Annotated in this window: 13 protein-coding genes; 4 read left to right on the top strand and 9 right to left on the bottom strand. The window is 69.0% G+C overall.

Going from position 1 to position 14,485, the window contains the following annotated elements; genetic code table 11:
- Nucleotides 1-32: 32 nt before the first annotated feature.
- Together D0D37_RS01185 and D0D37_RS01180 are read right to left on the bottom strand one after the other, a co-directional pair.
- Nucleotides 33-1,325: a flavin monoamine oxidase family protein gene (locus D0D37_RS01185; protein ID WP_116198605.1), complete on the bottom strand. Its 1,293-nt coding sequence runs from the start codon at nucleotides 1,323-1,325 to the stop codon at nucleotides 33-35.
- Nucleotides 1,322-2,656 carry a flavin monoamine oxidase family protein gene (locus D0D37_RS01180; RefSeq protein WP_116198604.1) on the bottom strand — a complete coding sequence of 445 codons (1,335 nt, stop codon included), beginning with the start codon at nucleotides 2,654-2,656 and terminating at the stop codon, nucleotides 1,322-1,324. The genes D0D37_RS01185 and D0D37_RS01180 overlap by 4 nt, the downstream gene beginning before the upstream one ends.
- 101 nt (nucleotides 2,657-2,757) lie before the next feature.
- Here D0D37_RS01180 and D0D37_RS01175 point away from each other — a divergent pair, with 101 nt between their 5' ends.
- On the top strand, nucleotides 2,758-3,744 hold the full coding sequence (locus D0D37_RS01175) for a hypothetical protein (protein WP_116198603.1): 987 nt from the start codon (nucleotides 2,758-2,760) through the stop codon (nucleotides 3,742-3,744).
- A 341-nt stretch (nucleotides 3,745-4,085) separates the two neighbouring features.
- Here D0D37_RS01175 and D0D37_RS01170 read toward each other — a convergent pair whose 3' ends face one another.
- Genes D0D37_RS01170 through D0D37_RS01150 form a run of 5 tightly spaced genes read right to left on the bottom strand, consistent with a single transcriptional unit; the run spans nucleotide 4,086 to nucleotide 8,474 of the window.
- Complete coding sequence (locus D0D37_RS01170; RefSeq protein WP_162834032.1) at nucleotides 4,086-4,859, bottom strand: enoyl-CoA hydratase-related protein; 774 nt, start codon at nucleotides 4,857-4,859, stop codon at nucleotides 4,086-4,088.
- A gap of 11 nt (nucleotides 4,860-4,870) precedes the next feature.
- Nucleotides 4,871-5,275: a RidA family protein gene (locus D0D37_RS01165; RefSeq protein ID WP_116198601.1), complete on the bottom strand. Its 405-nt coding sequence runs from the start codon at nucleotides 5,273-5,275 to the stop codon at nucleotides 4,871-4,873.
- Between the two features lie 27 nt (nucleotides 5,276-5,302).
- Nucleotides 5,303-6,091: an enoyl-CoA hydratase/isomerase family protein gene (locus tag D0D37_RS01160; RefSeq protein WP_116198600.1), complete on the bottom strand. Its 789-nt coding sequence runs from the start codon at nucleotides 6,089-6,091 to the stop codon at nucleotides 5,303-5,305.
- Between the two features lie 26 nt (nucleotides 6,092-6,117).
- Entirely contained in the window at nucleotides 6,118-7,338 is a 1,221-nt protein-coding gene (locus D0D37_RS01155) for an acyl-CoA dehydrogenase family protein (protein ID WP_116198599.1), read from the bottom strand.
- Between the two features lie 26 nt (nucleotides 7,339-7,364).
- Nucleotides 7,365-8,474 (bottom strand): acyl-CoA dehydrogenase family protein, encoded by a 1,110-nt coding sequence (locus tag D0D37_RS01150; protein ID WP_116198598.1) that lies wholly within the window; start codon nucleotides 8,472-8,474, stop codon nucleotides 7,365-7,367.
- Nucleotides 8,475-8,686: 212 nt separating this feature from the next.
- Between D0D37_RS01150 and D0D37_RS01145 the strand changes: the two genes are divergently transcribed.
- The 3 genes from D0D37_RS01145 (at nucleotide 8,687) to D0D37_RS01135 (ending at nucleotide 11,771) form a co-directional block, all read left to right on the top strand.
- Complete coding sequence (locus D0D37_RS01145) at nucleotides 8,687-10,261, top strand: AMP-binding protein (RefSeq protein ID WP_162834031.1); 1,575 nt, start codon at nucleotides 8,687-8,689, stop codon at nucleotides 10,259-10,261.
- 369 nt (nucleotides 10,262-10,630) lie between these two features.
- Nucleotides 10,631-11,314 (top strand): response regulator transcription factor, encoded by a 684-nt coding sequence (locus tag D0D37_RS01140; protein WP_162834030.1) that lies wholly within the window; start codon nucleotides 10,631-10,633, stop codon nucleotides 11,312-11,314.
- Nucleotides 11,295-11,771: a VOC family protein gene (locus D0D37_RS01135; RefSeq protein ID WP_162834029.1), complete on the top strand. Its 477-nt coding sequence runs from the start codon at nucleotides 11,295-11,297 to the stop codon at nucleotides 11,769-11,771. The genes D0D37_RS01140 and D0D37_RS01135 overlap by 20 nt, the downstream gene beginning before the upstream one ends.
- Before the next feature lie 61 nt (nucleotides 11,772-11,832).
- On the opposite strand, the gene D0D37_RS01130 is transcribed toward D0D37_RS01135, so the two are convergent.
- Both D0D37_RS01130 and D0D37_RS01125 read right to left on the bottom strand, forming a co-directional pair.
- A complete protein-coding gene (locus tag D0D37_RS01130; RefSeq protein ID WP_116198594.1) occupies nucleotides 11,833-13,416 on the bottom strand; it encodes a flavin-containing monooxygenase in 1,584 nt (527 codons plus the stop codon).
- A gap of 10 nt (nucleotides 13,417-13,426) precedes the next feature.
- On the bottom strand, nucleotides 13,427-14,362 hold the full coding sequence (locus D0D37_RS01125) for an alpha/beta hydrolase (RefSeq protein WP_116198593.1): 936 nt from the start codon (nucleotides 14,360-14,362) through the stop codon (nucleotides 13,427-13,429).
- Nucleotides 14,363-14,485: the final 123 nt, after the last annotated feature.

The following is a 14,485-nucleotide window of genomic DNA, read 5'->3' as shown; positions in this document are numbered from 1 at the left end:
CCTTCACGAGCGGCTGGGAGATCGTGGCGAGCCTATCCCGGCGACTTGGCGTGCGCCGCGATCGCGGCCGTGGACCGCCGCGACAGGACCTGGTCGGCGGCCCTCTTGCCGGACCGCAGCGCGCCGTCCATGCCGGTCGCCCACATGTCCGCGGTGTGCTCGCCGGCGAAGTGGACGGGACCGACGCTCTGGGCCAGCAGGCTTGGGAGACGCGGGAAGTCGCCGAGCAGCGAAGAAACCACTCCGCCGGCGAAGGGTTCCAGGGACCAGTCCTTCACGATCCCCGCGAGCCGGCGCGCGGGCCGGCCGAGCACGGCTGACACGATGACGTCCAGGGCAGCGAGCGCCGACTCTTCGCCGCGGAGGAAACCGTCGCCGCGATCGGCCGCGAGACCGAGCAGGACGACCGAATCCTCCGGGCCGACCGGCCGGGCCCAGACGAGAGAGATCGGGCCGTCGCTCATGATGCCGGTGCCGACCTTCTCGAACAGCTCGGCGCCGTCGGCGTACTGCCCGATCACCTTGCCGCCCTGGGCCATCGGGGTGGCGAGCAGCGCCTCGGTCTTCCACGCGGGCAGGACCGGAGCGAAGCCGATGCGCAGCGTCGGCGTCACCGGAACGGCGACGATCACATCGCGCGCGGGGAAATCGCCGCGGTCGGTCTCCACGGTGATTTCGCGGCCGGTGCGCCGGACTGCGCGCACGACGTGGCGAAGGCGGACGTCGAGCCCTTCGCTCATCGCCCTTGCCATGGCGTCGGTGCCGTCGGCCATCATCCAGCACACCTTGCCGACGTGGGGCGGCTCGACCATGCTCATCTGGATCTGCGAATCGTCGTGGACCGGGTTGAATCCGGTCAGGGCGCGGAAGAGCCGACGCGCCAGTGGGCTCAGCCCGGCCCGGGCCGCCCAGGCGGGGACGAGTTCGCTCGGGTCCGGCGGGCAGGCGTCGAGGGCTGCCCTGACCTCGTCGGCGACCTGGTCGCGATCAGCGTCGGGCAAGCGCCGTCCGTCGACGACAGTGGTGTTGCGCAAGGACGAGGCGGCGGAGAAGCGTCCGTCCGGGTCCGCACGCAGCAGCGCGAGCTGCGGGGTCAGGGCGACGCCGAGTTCGGCGCAGGTGCGCAGCAGTTCGTCCTGCCCGAGGTCGATGAACGAGCCGCCGAGGTCGGCGGGCTGGCCGTGCAGCAGTCGCTCGCGATCCGACCGGGTACGGCCGCCGACGTACGGCTGTGCTTCGAGGACGACGACCTCCTCGCCCCGGCCGGCCAGCGAACGTGCGGCGGCGAGTCCGGCCGGTCCGGCGCCGATGACTATGGTCCTCATGCGCGCACCAGCTTCCGGTCGATGTAGTCGAGGGACACGCGTGCTGGCGCCCGCAGTACCTCGCCGGCGGCGCGGAGACCCGAACGGACCGCACCTTCCATCGTCGCGCAGAGCGAGACGTCGGTGAAGTCGCCGGCGAGGTGCACGCGCCGTTCAGGGGTGGCCAGGACGGCGATCTGCGGGCGGCGGGCGGCGAAGCTGGGCATCCCGCCGATGCCGAGCGCATAGCGATCCGCCGTCCAGTTCTTGACGTGCTGAGCCAAGCGGTTCACCGGGCCGCCGATCGCGGTGGCGACGACGGCGTCGAGTTCGGCCAGCGCCAGGTCCTCGTCCTCGAGGACGTATCGGTTCTCGCCGCACACGAAGCCGCTCACGACGGCAGGACCCGTTGTGACATAAGGATTGCTGACCCACGCCGTGTTGACCGGACCGTCCGTGAAGACCGCGCGGGACAACGCGGCACGGACCGAATCGCCTTCGGAGTACTGAGCGATCACCTTCCCGCCTGACGCTCGCTGGAGGGCGGTCAGCGCCCCGGTGAGATCCGCGGGCAACGGCGGGTCGAAGCCGAGTGTCGGCAGCACGAAGGGCGAGACCGCGACGACCACGTGGCCTGCCGCGAAGCGTTCGCCGGATTCCAGTTCCACCGCAACGGTTCCTCCGGACTGGCGGATCGCGCGAACCGGCGCTTCCAGCCGCACGTTCACCGTCGCGGCGAGGGCGTCGGCGAGGCGCTGGCTGCCTCCGACGACGCGCCGGATCTCGCCGATGTGAGCGTGAGTGAGGTAGTGGCTGTCGACCTGGAAGGCGTCGTACTGGGTGGGCATGCGGCCGAATCCGGAAAGCGCGGCTCGCGCCAGGTCGCTCAGCCCGGCGCGGCGCGTCCACTGTTCGAGGACCTCGTGCGGTGCCGGCGGAAAGGACGCCAGTGCGGTGTGGATCTCGGTTTCCGCTTGCCTGAAACGATTTCCGGTGAGAATTTCCCCGTCGACGATCAAGCGTCCCTCGGCCAGGTAGCCGGCAGCCGGGCTCGCTCCTTCGGGGAGGTCGGGCCGTTCGATCCGGACCGGAGCCGACAGTTCGACGCCGAGGTCGCCGCAGAGTGCCGTGAGAGCGCGGTAATCCTCGGTGATCAACTCGCCGCCGAGGTCGCCGTGCTGGCCGTCCGCGAAACCGTCGGTGACGGTGAACGTGCGCCCGCCGACCCGGTCGCGCGCCTCGAGCACGGTCACGTCGATACCGGCGTCGGCCAGCGTCTTGGCCGCGGTCAGTCCGGCGAGCCCGGCTCCGACGACGACGACCGGTGGCGGAACCTCTTGTGAGTTCTGCATCTTCCGATGATCTGAGAGGCCTCGCCGCCGTGCGCGCACGAGGAATCAACGGCGCCCAGCTGGGGGATGAATCCGGCGTGCCCGGCCAGCATGCTGGCGTGATGAGAACTCTCCCGCGCGTTGGCATCTACGGCACCGGGCGCACCGCCGCCGAACTGGTCGCCGCGCTGCCGCACATCCCGTTCCGGTTGACGACCGCCGTGGTGCATTCGCCTGACAAGGCGGGCAAGGACATCGGGGAACTGACCGGACAAGCGCCCGTCGGCGTACTGGCGACCGCGGATCTGGAGGCCGCTCTGCGCAGTGGCGAGATCGATGTCCTCCTGTACGCCGGTCTCACCGGCGAGCGCCACGAACAGGTTCTGGCCTCCTGCACCGCCGCCGGTGTCGACCAGGTGCACGCGTGCTTCGTCGATCCGCGTTCGGCGCTGGCGCCGGAGGTCCGCGACCGGATCGAGAAGGCGGCACGCGAATCGGGATCGCGGATGGTGGGAACCGGCATGATCCCCGGGCTGTGGCTCGACGTGCTGCCCGCGCTTCTCACGAGCGGTCTGCCCGCACCGGTCTCCGTCCGCGGCGAACGCGTCTCGAACATCTCCTCGTGGGGCCGCGACGTCCTCGCACAGGAACTCGGCATCGGCACGACGGCCGCGGGTGCGTCGGCACGTGTGGATGCCTTGCTGCGCGAATCGGCCCGCCTCATCGCCGACTCCCTCGGCCTCGGCGATCGGGAACCGGTCTCCACGGGCGGCCTGGTCGCCGCCGACGCGGACACGACCGTCGGCGGCATCGAGGTGCGCCGAGGCGAGGTCGAGGGTTTCGACCAGAGCGTCGTCGTGTCGGACGGCGAGACCGAGCGGCTTCGGCTCAGCTGGGCCGGTTTCGCGGATCCGGCGGCGAGGCAGGGCACCGGGGAGACCGACGTGATCCTGACCCTGACCGGCGGAGACGCCAGCGAGCTGCTGGTGCGGGTTAGTGCTCCGGTCGATCCTTATCCCGGTACTGCCGCGCGGATGCTGCACGCCGTGCAAGGGCTGCGGGCGTTGCCGCCGGGACTGCATCCGCCCACCGCACTCGCCGCCGGCTGACCATCGCGGCGCTGCGGGTGCGTTTTGCTGTCCGTGAGGGGAACCCTGAAGGAAGCAGAGTCAATGCCAGGGACTTAAGCGGCGTGGCCTCACGCCTACCTACCGTCCACAAAGGACGTCACTTCCGCCGAAATGCCCGACCTATGCCCACTTAGCCGCTTCCGCGCGTCCGTGAGGGGAACCCTGAGGGACTCAGAGTCCCTCAGGGTTCCCCTCACGGACAGCAAACCCCGTGCCGGCCTCGCCAACCCCCACGACCAGGACAGGCACACTTCGAACCGCACCCACAGCGCCGCCTTAAGTCCCTGGCATGGGGAATCAGAGTCCCTCACGGACCTGGGTCAGCCGAGCACCTTGCGCAGGACAGCGGGGTCCAGCGGGGCAAGGGCCGGAGCGCGGTGCTCCCGGAGCGCGGCGATCGCCTCGTCGAAGTCGCCTTGTGCCGAGACGCGCTGGACCAGCTCTTCGCCGCGCACGACGGTCTCGTGCAGGTCGCCGGTGCACTCGTTGTTGAGCTGATGCTTGATCACGCCGAGGGAGAGCGGCGAAAGCCGTCCCGCCATCCGCGCGGCCAGGGCCATCGCCTCGTCGAGCGCGGTGCCTTCCTCGGCGAGGTACTGCACGATCCCGAGCTGGCGAGCCTCGGCCCCGTCGATCCGGCGATCGGTGAACAGCAAATCGGCGGCGACCCCGTGGCCGCAGATGCGTTGCAGCAGCCAGGGAACCCCGTGTTCGGCGACAAGGCCGACCGAAGCGAACCCGGTCGACATCCGGGTGGTTCCGGAAGCCACCCGGAGATCGCACATCAGGGCGAGGGAGAGACCGATGCCGTGGCAGCCCCCGTCGACGGCGGCGATGATCGGCTTCGCGATCATCCGGGGGAAGTCGTCGCCTCGCGGATCGCGGACCGCGTGCGAGGTGAGCGAGTCCAGCTCCGGACCGGCGCAGAAGTCCGCGCTGGCGCCGGTGAGGACGATGACCCGTACCGTCGGATCCGCCTCAAGGCTGACCAGAGTGTCGAGGTAGTCGGTCTCCGCGCGGTGGCTCCACCGCGAGCGGTCGTCCGGATTGCCGAACCGGAGAAGAGCGACCTGGTCGTGTCGTTCGATGTGCACGTTCGACTCCTTCAGCCGATCACTGCGGTGCCGTTGACCTCGATGAGCAAGTCACCGCGCATGAGGCCGGTGATCCCGATCATCGTCGCGGGCACTGGCTGCATGCCGTGCCTGCGGACCGCGCGCCCGATCCCGCGATTGACCTGTCCGGCAGTGGTTTCGTCCAGTCCGACGACGTAGTAGGTGAGGTGCGCGATGTGCTCGGGGCGTGCTCCGCCGGCCGCGAAGGCGAGCAGAGCATTGTCGACGGCGCGTTCTGCCTGCGCGGCGTAGTCGCCGGGTTCGCCGATCCGGGTGCCCTCGGCATCGACGCCGACCTGTCCGGCGATGCGGACCACACTGGTGCCGGACGTCCGCGACGCCTGGCGGTAGCCGACGGGCTCGGGCAGGCCGTCTCCGTCGAAATACTCGACCATGAGGTGACTCTCTTCCTTGTTGCGGGCTCAGCGCCCGTGGAACTGCGGCGTGCGGCGCGCCATGAAGGCGGCTCCGGCCTCCGCGGCGTCATCGCTGAACGCGCACTCGATGTGCCGCAACGACTCGCTGGCGACGCAGTCGGCGAAGGACGCTGTTGACGCTTCGCGCAGGTTCTGTTTCATCCGCCGCAGGGCGAGTGGTGCCGACCCGGCGAGCCGCTGCGCCAATCGGTCGGTCTCGTCGGCGAACTTGTCGGCTGCCACCACCGCGCTGACGAGGCCGATGTCCAAGGCACGCGCGGCGTTCACCTTTTCGTTGAGCAGCATCAGTTCGCGGGCACGAGCCTCGCCGAGCAACCGGGTCAGCGACCACGCCGTGCCGAAATCGCCCGACAGTCCGGCGGTGAGGAAGGCAGAACGGAAGACAGCGGCCTCGGAGGCGATCCGGAGGTCGGCAGCGAGCGCCAGCCCGAGGCCGGCCCCGGCGCAGGCTCCGTGCACGGCGGCGATTGTGGCGGCCGGCATTGTCCGCAGCAGCTCCGCCGCGCGTGCGTGGCGCCGGAGCTTGGCCACCTCGCGCGGGGCGGACATCGCGTCGCGTCCGGCCGCCATGGCGTTGAGGTCGCCGCCCGCGCAGAAGGCTTTTCCCGCGCCGGTCACGACGACGACGCGCAGATCCTCGTCGTGGGCACAGTTTTCGAGTGCCTCGACCAGGCCGTCGGCCAGCGCGTCGTTCATCGCGTTGAGCTGCTCGGGCCGGTTGAGGACGACGTGCCGCACCGGTCCTCGGTCCTCGACCTCGACCACGTCGGTCATGGTGATTCCTCTCCTGGAGATGGGGGTCAGGCGGGGCGCGGTTCGCGGGGCATGCCGAGGATCGACTCGGCGAGCAGAGTGCGCTGGATCTGGTTCGTGCCGGCGTAGATGCGGCTCGACCGGGAGGTCAGGAAGGTCGTGATCCACCCGGCGCTGTCGGTCGGCGCGCCCGGCGCGTCCGGGCCGTCGGCCAGCGCGGGCCGGCGGCCGCGGAGCACGAGTGCCTCGTCGCCGAGGATGTCCATCGCGAGATCCGTCAGGACGACGTGGTACTCGGACCAGTAGAGCTTGGTCATCGCCGCCTCCGCACCGATCGGCTGGCCGCGCAGAGACCGGGTCAAAGCCTTGTAGCCGAGCAGTTTCATGGCGAGCACGCGCGCGCGGCACCAGGCGATCCGCTGCCGGATGTCGCTGTCCTGGTCGCGGCGGTGTTCGCGGGCCAGCTCGCAGAGCCGGTCGAGTTCCTCCTCGAAGCGCACTGCCAGGACCGCCGCCGCGCCCCCGCGTTCGTGTTCGAGCAGGGCCGTCGCCACCCGCCAGCCGTTGTTGACGCCGCCGATGACGTTGTCGTCGGCGGTCACGGCATCGGTGAAGAAGACCTCGTTGAACTCGGCCTCTCCCCACATCTGCCGGATCTGCCGTATCTCGATGCCCGGTTGCCGCAACGGGCAGGCCAGCAGCGTCAGCCCGCGGTGCTTGGGCGCCTCCGGGTCGGTCCGCACCAGCGCAAAGATCCAGTCGGCGAGGTGCGCGGTGCCGGTCCAGATCTTCTGCCCGTCGATGTGCCACCCGTCCGCGCCGCGCACGGCCGCCGTCGACACGCTGGCCAGGTCGGAGCCGGACTGCGGCTCCGAATAGCCCTGGCACCACTTGACCTCGCCGCTGAGGATGCCCGGCAGGAACCGGTGCTTCTGTTCCTCGGTGCCGAACGCGAGCACGGTCGAGCCGAACATCTGCATGCCGAAGACGTCGCTGAGGGAGGTTTGGGGGAGCTTCATCCGGGTCAGCTGCTCGGCGACGGCCACCTGGTGTTCCGGGGTCAGGCCCCGGCCGCCGTACTCGGTCGGCCAGTCGACGCCGAGGTAACCGCCCTCGTAGAGGGCTCGGCGAAGGTCTGCCGCGAAAGCGGGGAACTCGTCGTGCGGCAGGGCGCCGGACCCGGCCCAGCCTGCCGGTAGGACCTGCCGGAGGAACTCGGCGAATTCTCGCTGGAATTCCTGTACGGGAGTCGAAAAAACGGGGTTCATGACTGTCCTGACGTGACGGGGAAGGACTAGGCCGAAAGCAGGTCGGAGATCCGGGCGCGGTGCTGGCGCGGACTCCCGAAGAGCGCGCCGGAGGCCTTGGCCCGGCGCAGCCAGAGATGGGCTTCGTGCTCCCAAGTGGCGCCGATGCCGCCGTGGATCTGGATGTTGTTCCCCGCGGCCTGTGCAGCGGCATCCGCGGCCGCTTGCTTGGCCATGGAAGCGAGCACCGGCGCTTCCGCCTGGCCGGCCGCGATTGCCCACGCCGCGTAATGGGTGAGCACTCGCGCCGCCTCGACCTCGACAAGAGCGTCGGCGCACAGGTGTTTGAGGGCTTGGAAGGAGCCGATGGGGCGGCCGAACTGATGCCGGCTCTTGCTCCATTCGACGGACTGGTCGAGAGCCGCCTGGGCGGTGCCGACCAGTTCTGCGGCCAGCGCGACGCAGGCGCGGGTGTCGACGGATTCCCTTACGGCGGCAGCCTGTCCGGGTCCGACGATGAGCGTCGCGGGCGTGTCCGTGAGCCGCAGGGTGCCGATCGGCCGGGCGAGGTCGAGACTCTCCTCGGCGATCGCCTCGACTCCGTCCGCACCGGCCGGGGCCAGGAACCAAGACGGTCCTTCGGCTGTCTGCGCCCACACGACGAAGGCGTCGGCGACCGGGAGATCGGTGACCCGTGCCTTCGCCCCGGTGACGCGATGACCGTCGGGAGTCGCGACCGCCCGGGTCGCCGTGCCGGGCGCCGACCAGGTCCCCGACTCGTCGGCGATGGCCGCGGTCAGGACCAGGTCTCCGTCGGCGACCTGCTGGAGAGCAGTGTTCGCTGCGTCGGAAGCGGAGGCATCGAGGACCCAGGTCGCCAGGACCGTCGAGAAGAAGGGGCCGGAGAACAGTTCGCGCCCCATCTCTTCGAAGACGATCATCGACTCGAGGAAGCCGGCACCGCTGCCGCCGCGTTCCTCGGGCACTGTCAGAGTCTGGAGCCCGAGGTCACGGGCCATGCTTCGCCAGACCTCGCGGTCGAAGGCGTAGCCGGTGTGGAGGAGTTCTCGCCGGGCGTCCGCGCCGGCTCGTTTGCGCAGGAAGGACCGGACGGCGTCACGCAGGTCTTCCTGCTCCTGCGCGAAGGTGAAATCCATGGAGGACGCCTTCCTGTCATAGCGGGTGAGATCGTTGACCCGAGACCTATCGCCGATTGGCGGACGGTGGTCGACGGCGGCGTCATTTCCCGCCCAACTGGGCGGGTATGCCGAAAGCCGCGCAGCTCTGGCTCGCGCCGGTATTCCCCCATGCGGGTGTCGGGGAAGCCGTGCGCCGGAGCGCTTTCGGGGACTGCGCGCACGATCGGAGAATGAGCATCCAGGACAGCCTTCTTCTCGCACTCCGGACGGCCGCCGCCGAGGATCCCGACCGAGAGTGCATCCGCATCGTCGGTGAGAGCTTCACCCGCCGCGAGACTCTCGATCAGGTCGAGCGCACCGGACGGGGCCTGCGTGCGCTGGGGATCGAGCCCGGCGACCGAGTGGGCATCATGTGCGACAACCGGCCGGAGACCCTGTGGGCATGGCTCGGCACGAACGCGGCCCGCGGGATCGACGTGCCGTTCAACGTCGAGGCGCGCGGGCGGCTCCTGGAGTATTTCGTGCACGACGCGGCGCCGCGGGTCCTCATGGGAACCGAGGACTACCTCCAGATCCTCGCGGAAACGATCACCGATCGGCCCGAGTTCGTCGTGTGCATCGGGGAACACTCGACGAAGCCGTTCGGGGATGCCGTACGGCAGCTCAGCTTCGACGAACTGCTCGCGCTGGGCTCGGCTTCGGAGGAGGAGCTGGCGGCTCCGCTGCCGGGCGACATCGCGACGATCATGTACACCTCCGGCACGACCGGCCCCTCGAAGGGCGTCATGCTGCCGCAGCGCTACTACCCCGCGAAGGCGGCTCATGCGGCTCAGCTGATGGAGGTTCGCTCGGACGACGTGGTGCTGTGCGTGCAGCCGCTCTTCCACATCGACGCGCGCGCCTTCCTCACGACTGCCTGGTCCGTGGGCGGCAAGGGCGTGCTGGGACGGAGGTTCAGCGTCAGCCGCTTCTGGGACGAGGTGCGCGAGAGCGGCGCGACGATTTTCGCCACGATCGGCACGATGCTGTGGATGCTCCACAAACAGGAGCCGCGGCCCGGCGACGCCGACCAACCCGCCCGGACTGCGATCTGCTCATCCACACCCGGCGAGATCCTGCGCGACTTCGAGGCTCGCTTCGGAGTGCAGATCATCGAGGCGTACGGCATGACCGAGTGCGTTCTGCTGACGTCGGCACCTCCCGGTCAGACGGTTCCGGGCCGCATCGGCCGGGCCATCCCCGAGGTGGAGATCCAGCTGGTCGACGACAACGACGCACCCGTGGACGAGGGTCAGGCCGGCGAGCTGGTCTACCGGCCGCGCGAGCCCTTCGCGATAATGCAGGGCTACTGGGCGAAACCGGTGGAGACAGCCGAGGTCTGGCGCAATCTGTGGTTCCACACCGGCGACCTCGTCCGTGAACATCCCGACGGGATGCTGGAATACATCGGCCGCAAGAAGGACTCGATCCGCCACCGCGGCGAGAACGTCTCGGCTTGGGAGGTCGAGCAGGCTGTCGCCGCTCACCCGCAGGTGCTCGAGGTCGCGGCGATCGGGGTGCCTTCGGAAGTGGGCGAGGAGGACGTCGCGGTGCTCGTCGTCCCGGCTGCCGGAGCCGCCCTCGACCCGGCCGAACTGGTCGAGTTCGTCACCCGGGATCTTCCGCGGTTCGCCGTTCCGCGCTACGTCGAGGTCGTCGACCGCCTGCCGAAAACCCCGTCGGAGCGGGTCGAGAAGGGCAAGGTCCGCGAGCGCGGGATCACCGCCGCGGCGTGGGACGCGAACGTGGCCCTCGGCCGACGCTGAGGCCTGGACGGAAGTGCCGCCGCCGGATTCCCGCGGCGGCATTTCCGTGCGGGGCTGGACGGACTCTTGCGCCGGACCGCCGCGTCAGTTGGCCGCGGGCACCATGTGCGGGCTCGGTTGAGCAGTTCTTCCGCGAACGTGCGCAGGTGAATTCGATGGCCCTGGCATGAAGTGCCAGGTCGGCGACCTGTTTAGCCATCTGGCCGGATCCCGCGGGAGGGTCGTCGCGATGTCGGTCGTGTTCGCGCAGACGCAATGCGGGTGTTCAAACACGTAGTTCCCCCCGCGTGTCCCCGCTCACAGTCGCGCAGGCTGGCTGTCGCCGCGCGAACGTCGGGTGAGGATTCGCTGAACGCAAGGGAACGTGCCATGACAGTGCTTGCCGAACGCCCGCTTGAGACGACCGATACAACCGATTTCTGCCAGTTGCAGCGCATCCTGGTCGTCGACGAGAACGAACTGATGCAGGCGGGTCTCTGTGCCGTCCTCGAAGCCGCTCCCTGGGTGTCGGCCTGCTACATGGCGAGCACGGCGAAGGACGCGGTCCAGGCGATCCGTCGCCACCAGCCGCAGGTCGTGGTCGTCAGCGCCTCTCTTCGCGGACGTTCGAGCGCCGAACTCTGCTGTTGGATCCAGGACTGGATGCCGCACGTCAAGATGGTTCTCATGGCTGGACTCGGCCGGGTGCCGACGGCGTTGGCGACCTCGCTGGGCGCCGCGGGCGCTCTTTCGAAGCACCTTCCCCGAGGTGCGATCGTGTCCGCCATCAAGCGGGTCGCGGAGGGCGTCCGGGTATTCCCGAAAACCGACGCGACTCCCGAGAATCGACTGTCCCGCCGCGAACTCGACGTGCTTCAGCACCTCGCTGCCGGCCTGAGCAACCCGGAGACGGCGGCCAGCCTCAACCTCTCGCGCCACACCGTCAAACAGCACACGAGCGCGGTGTACCGCAAGCTCGGCGTACGGAACCGTGCCGAGGCCGCGAGCCGAGCCCAGGAGCTTGGCCTTCTCGTCAAGGTCGAACTGTCCGGGAGTGAGCGCCTTGCCAGCTGAACCGGAACTCGGTCGCCTCAACCACATCGGCATCGTGGTTCCCGGCGCCGAATACGACACGGTGGTCGATTCGCTGGTCAGGTTGTTCGCGGGGGAGATCAACCAGAGCGGCGACGACGCGGAACTCAACGGACGCTGGTCGTGGGTCCGGGCCTCCTCCGGTTTGATGCTGGAGGTGTGCTCGCCGTTCGAGAATGCCGCCAGTGCGCTGACTCGCTTCCTGGAACGAACCGGCGGCGGACTGCACCACGTCTCCTTCGACTCCGACGACATCACCGCGTGCCGGACAGCTGCCCGCCGGCGGGGCGCGACGCTAGTGGGGGAGAGTGACGACCACGCCGGGTGGGCCGAGTTTTTCGTCCGGCCGCAGGAGACCGGAAACGCGCTGTTCCACTGGATGCAGCCCGTCGCGGAGAACGCGTTCGAAGCGCTTGAACTTGGTCGATCTCAGCGCTGAGGTGTGGGACCGGCGACTGCCGCATTCCCTTCCCTGGGGAAGCGGGCAGTCGCCAGCGGTCTCACTCCATCTCGAACCCGTGGTAATGCCCCGCCTCGACGCCGTCGGTCACCTGCTTGTACAGCCCGACGCCCGCGACGAAGGGCATGAAGATGCGTTCCTTGCCCGGCACGTTCGCGCCCATGTACCACGACGCGGCCATCGGGAAGATCGTCATGTTCGCGAGGTCGTTGGTCGTGGCGACCCAGTTGTCCTCGTTCTCGGGTTCCGCCTCGATGCGCTCGTACCCCGCGGCTCGCGCGTATTCCAGTGCCCGGGCGATGAACCCGACATGGTGCTCGATCGAGGTGACCATGTTCGAGAGGACCGACGGGCTCTGCGGCCCGGTGACCGTGAAGAGGTTCGGGAACCCGGACGACATGAGACCCAGGTAGGTGCGGGGTCCGTGCGTCCACTTCTCCTTCAGCGTCGCCTCGCCGTTCCGGATGTCGATGGCGTTGAGCGCGCCGGTCATGGCGTCGAATCCGGTGGCCAGGATGATCACGTCGAACTCGTGCTCGCGTTCGCCGGCCAGGATTCCGCGCGGGGTCACGCGGACGAGCGGCTCCTCGCGCAAGTCGACCAGTTCGACATTCGGCCGGTTGTAGACCTGGTAGTACCCGGTGTCGACGCACATCCGCTTGGTGAAGATCGGGTACGTGGTCGGGCAGAGCTTCTCGGCGACGACCGGGTCGGCGACGATGCTCCGGATCCGGTCGCGGAAGTACTCCGCGACGACCTCGTTGGCACGGAGATCGAGGACCAGGTCCGTGAAAGCCCAGCCGAAGCAGAGGCCGCCGTCGGCCCACCGGCGCTCCAGTTCCTTCTCGACGTCTATCCGGTCCGACTCGAGCAGCGCCTTCGTGCCGGGACGGCACTCGTAGCCGTCGGGCGCGTTCCGCGCGTTTTCCCGGATCTCGGAGTAGCGGCTCTTCGCGTCGGCCAGGTCTTCGGCGATCGGCCGGTTGTGCGCAGGCGCCGAAAAGCAGGGCGTGCGCTGGAAAACCGTCAGGCTCCCCACCGCCGGCGCGATCGTGGTGATGGTCTGCAGCCCGGACGAGCCGGTGCCGATGACGGCGACCCGCTTGCCGCTGAGGTCGACACCGCCCTCGGGCCAGCGTGCCGTGGAGTAAGTCTCGCCCTCGAAATCGTCGAGCCCGGGGAAGTCGGGTTGGGTCGGCACGGAAAGGTTTCCCGTCGCGGCGATCACGAACCGCGCGCTCAGCGTCGTTCCGTCCGTCGTGGTCGCGGTCCATCGACGCGCTGCTTCGCTCCACTCCAATGCCTGCACGCGAGTATTGAAGGTAATGTCCTTGCGCAGGCCGAACCGGTCGGCGACGTGGCGCAAATAGCGATGGATCTCTGGCTGTGCCGCGAATCGCTCGGTCCACTCCCATTCCTGCTGAAGGTCGTCGTCGAAGGAATAGGAGTACTCGATCGAGTCGATGTCGCAACGGGCGCCGGGATAGCGATTCCAGTACCAGGTTCCGCCCACGTCCTCGCCCGCCTCGACGACGTGCGCGTCGAACCCGGCTTCGCGCAACCGGTACAGCTGATAGAGACCGGCGAAGCCGGAGCCGATGATCAGTACCTCGTGTTCGTGCATTGCCATGACCTCAGGCCTGCCTTCCGAAGCTGTCGGCGAAGGTGCTGATATAGCGCGACACCAGTTCGATCCCGTCGTCATAACCCGGGAAAATGTTGGCCATCTGGAAGAACCCGTGCATTTCTCCGGCAGCCTCTTCGGAGGTGACGTCGACGCCCGCCGCGCGCAGGGCCGCGGCGTACGCAACGCCTTCGTCGTGCAACGGGTCGTACTCGGCCGTGTAAACCAGAGCGGACGGCAGTCCGGCGAGATTCGCGGCGCGCAGCGGCGAGGCATCCGGAGCGCTGCGGCTGGCTTCGTCGGGGAGGTAATGATCCCAGAACCACCGCATCGCCTCGCGCCCGATGAGGAGCTGGTTCGCCGGGTCGAGGCAGGAAGGGCGATCCAGGTCGCAGTCGGTGACCGGGTAGACGAGGACCTGGCCGTCGATCTTCGGCCCGCCGTTGTCCCGCGCCCACCGGGTCAGCACCGCGGCGATGTTGCCGCCGGCGCTGTCGCCGGCGACGATCAGCGGGCCTTGCTTGTGCAGGCTCTCCGAAACCCAGGTCAGCGCCGCGTAGCTGTCTTCGAGAGCGGTCGGGAAAGGGTGTTCGGGGGCCTTCCGGTAATTGACGAGGACGACCGTGCATCGGGTGCGGTTCACCAGGTCGCGGCCGACGAAGTCGTACTGCAGGTCGATGTCGCCCAGCACCCAGCCTCCGCCGTGGAAGTACACGACCACTCCCCGGGAAGGTCCGGCGGGAGCCAGGACCCGCACCCGGAAGCGGCCGTTTTTGCCGTCCAGCTTCAGGTTGCGCACCGACCCGACCTCGGGTCCGCGGCCGGTCAGGCCGGCGGCGACCATGTCTCCCATCCGGGCGATGGCGGGGGTGCTCTCGTGCAGCGGCGGATCGCCCGCGGCCGCGAGCGCCTCCACGAACTGGGCCGATTTCGGCTCAAGGGGCATCGTGTTCCTCCTGGCGTCGGTCTCGCCGCAGTTTCGGTCGGCTTGAAGGCCAAGCGGCCGATAGCGGGGAAATGGGGACCTAATCGGGGGATGTAGCCCAAGTGGGCGCCCTCGCCGCGGCGA

The sequence above is a fragment of the Amycolatopsis circi genome (assembly GCF_003385235.1).
In the GTDB taxonomy this organism is placed as follows: domain Bacteria; phylum Actinomycetota; class Actinomycetes; order Mycobacteriales; family Pseudonocardiaceae; genus Amycolatopsis; species Amycolatopsis circi.
The sequence above is the reverse complement of the archived record's forward strand: the minus strand, read 5'-3'. Positions and strand labels throughout refer to the sequence as shown.

Bases quoted from the DNA above. Each gene is read 5' to 3' on its own strand.
- D0D37_RS01175 (WP_116198603.1), top strand. From the start codon at position 2,758: ATGAGAACTCTCCCGCGCGTTGGCATCTACGGCACCGGGCGCACCGCC.
- D0D37_RS01165 (WP_116198601.1), bottom strand. From the start codon at position 5,275: ATGGTCGAGTATTTCGACGGAGACGGCCTGCCCGAGCCCGTCGGCTAC.
- D0D37_RS01125 (WP_116198593.1), bottom strand. From the start codon at position 14,362: ATGCCCCTTGAGCCGAAATCGGCCCAGTTCGTGGAGGCGCTCGCGGCC.
- D0D37_RS01155 (WP_116198599.1), bottom strand. From the start codon at position 7,338: ATGAACCCCGTTTTTTCGACTCCCGTACAGGAATTCCAGCGAGAATTC.
- D0D37_RS01130 (WP_116198594.1), bottom strand. From the start codon at position 13,416: ATGCACGAACACGAGGTACTGATCATCGGCTCCGGCTTCGCCGGTCTC.
- D0D37_RS01180 (WP_116198604.1), bottom strand. From the start codon at position 2,656: ATGCAGAACTCACAAGAGGTTCCGCCACCGGTCGTCGTCGTCGGAGCC.
- D0D37_RS01150 (WP_116198598.1), bottom strand. From the start codon at position 8,474: ATGGATTTCACCTTCGCGCAGGAGCAGGAAGACCTGCGTGACGCCGTC.
- D0D37_RS01145 (WP_162834031.1), top strand. From the start codon at position 8,687: ATGAGCATCCAGGACAGCCTTCTTCTCGCACTCCGGACGGCCGCCGCC.
- D0D37_RS01160 (WP_116198600.1), bottom strand. From the start codon at position 6,091: ATGACCGACGTGGTCGAGGTCGAGGACCGAGGACCGGTGCGGCACGTC.
- D0D37_RS01185 (WP_116198605.1), bottom strand. From the start codon at position 1,325: ATGAGGACCATAGTCATCGGCGCCGGACCGGCCGGACTCGCCGCCGCA.
- D0D37_RS01140 (WP_162834030.1), top strand. From the start codon at position 10,631: ATGACAGTGCTTGCCGAACGCCCGCTTGAGACGACCGATACAACCGAT.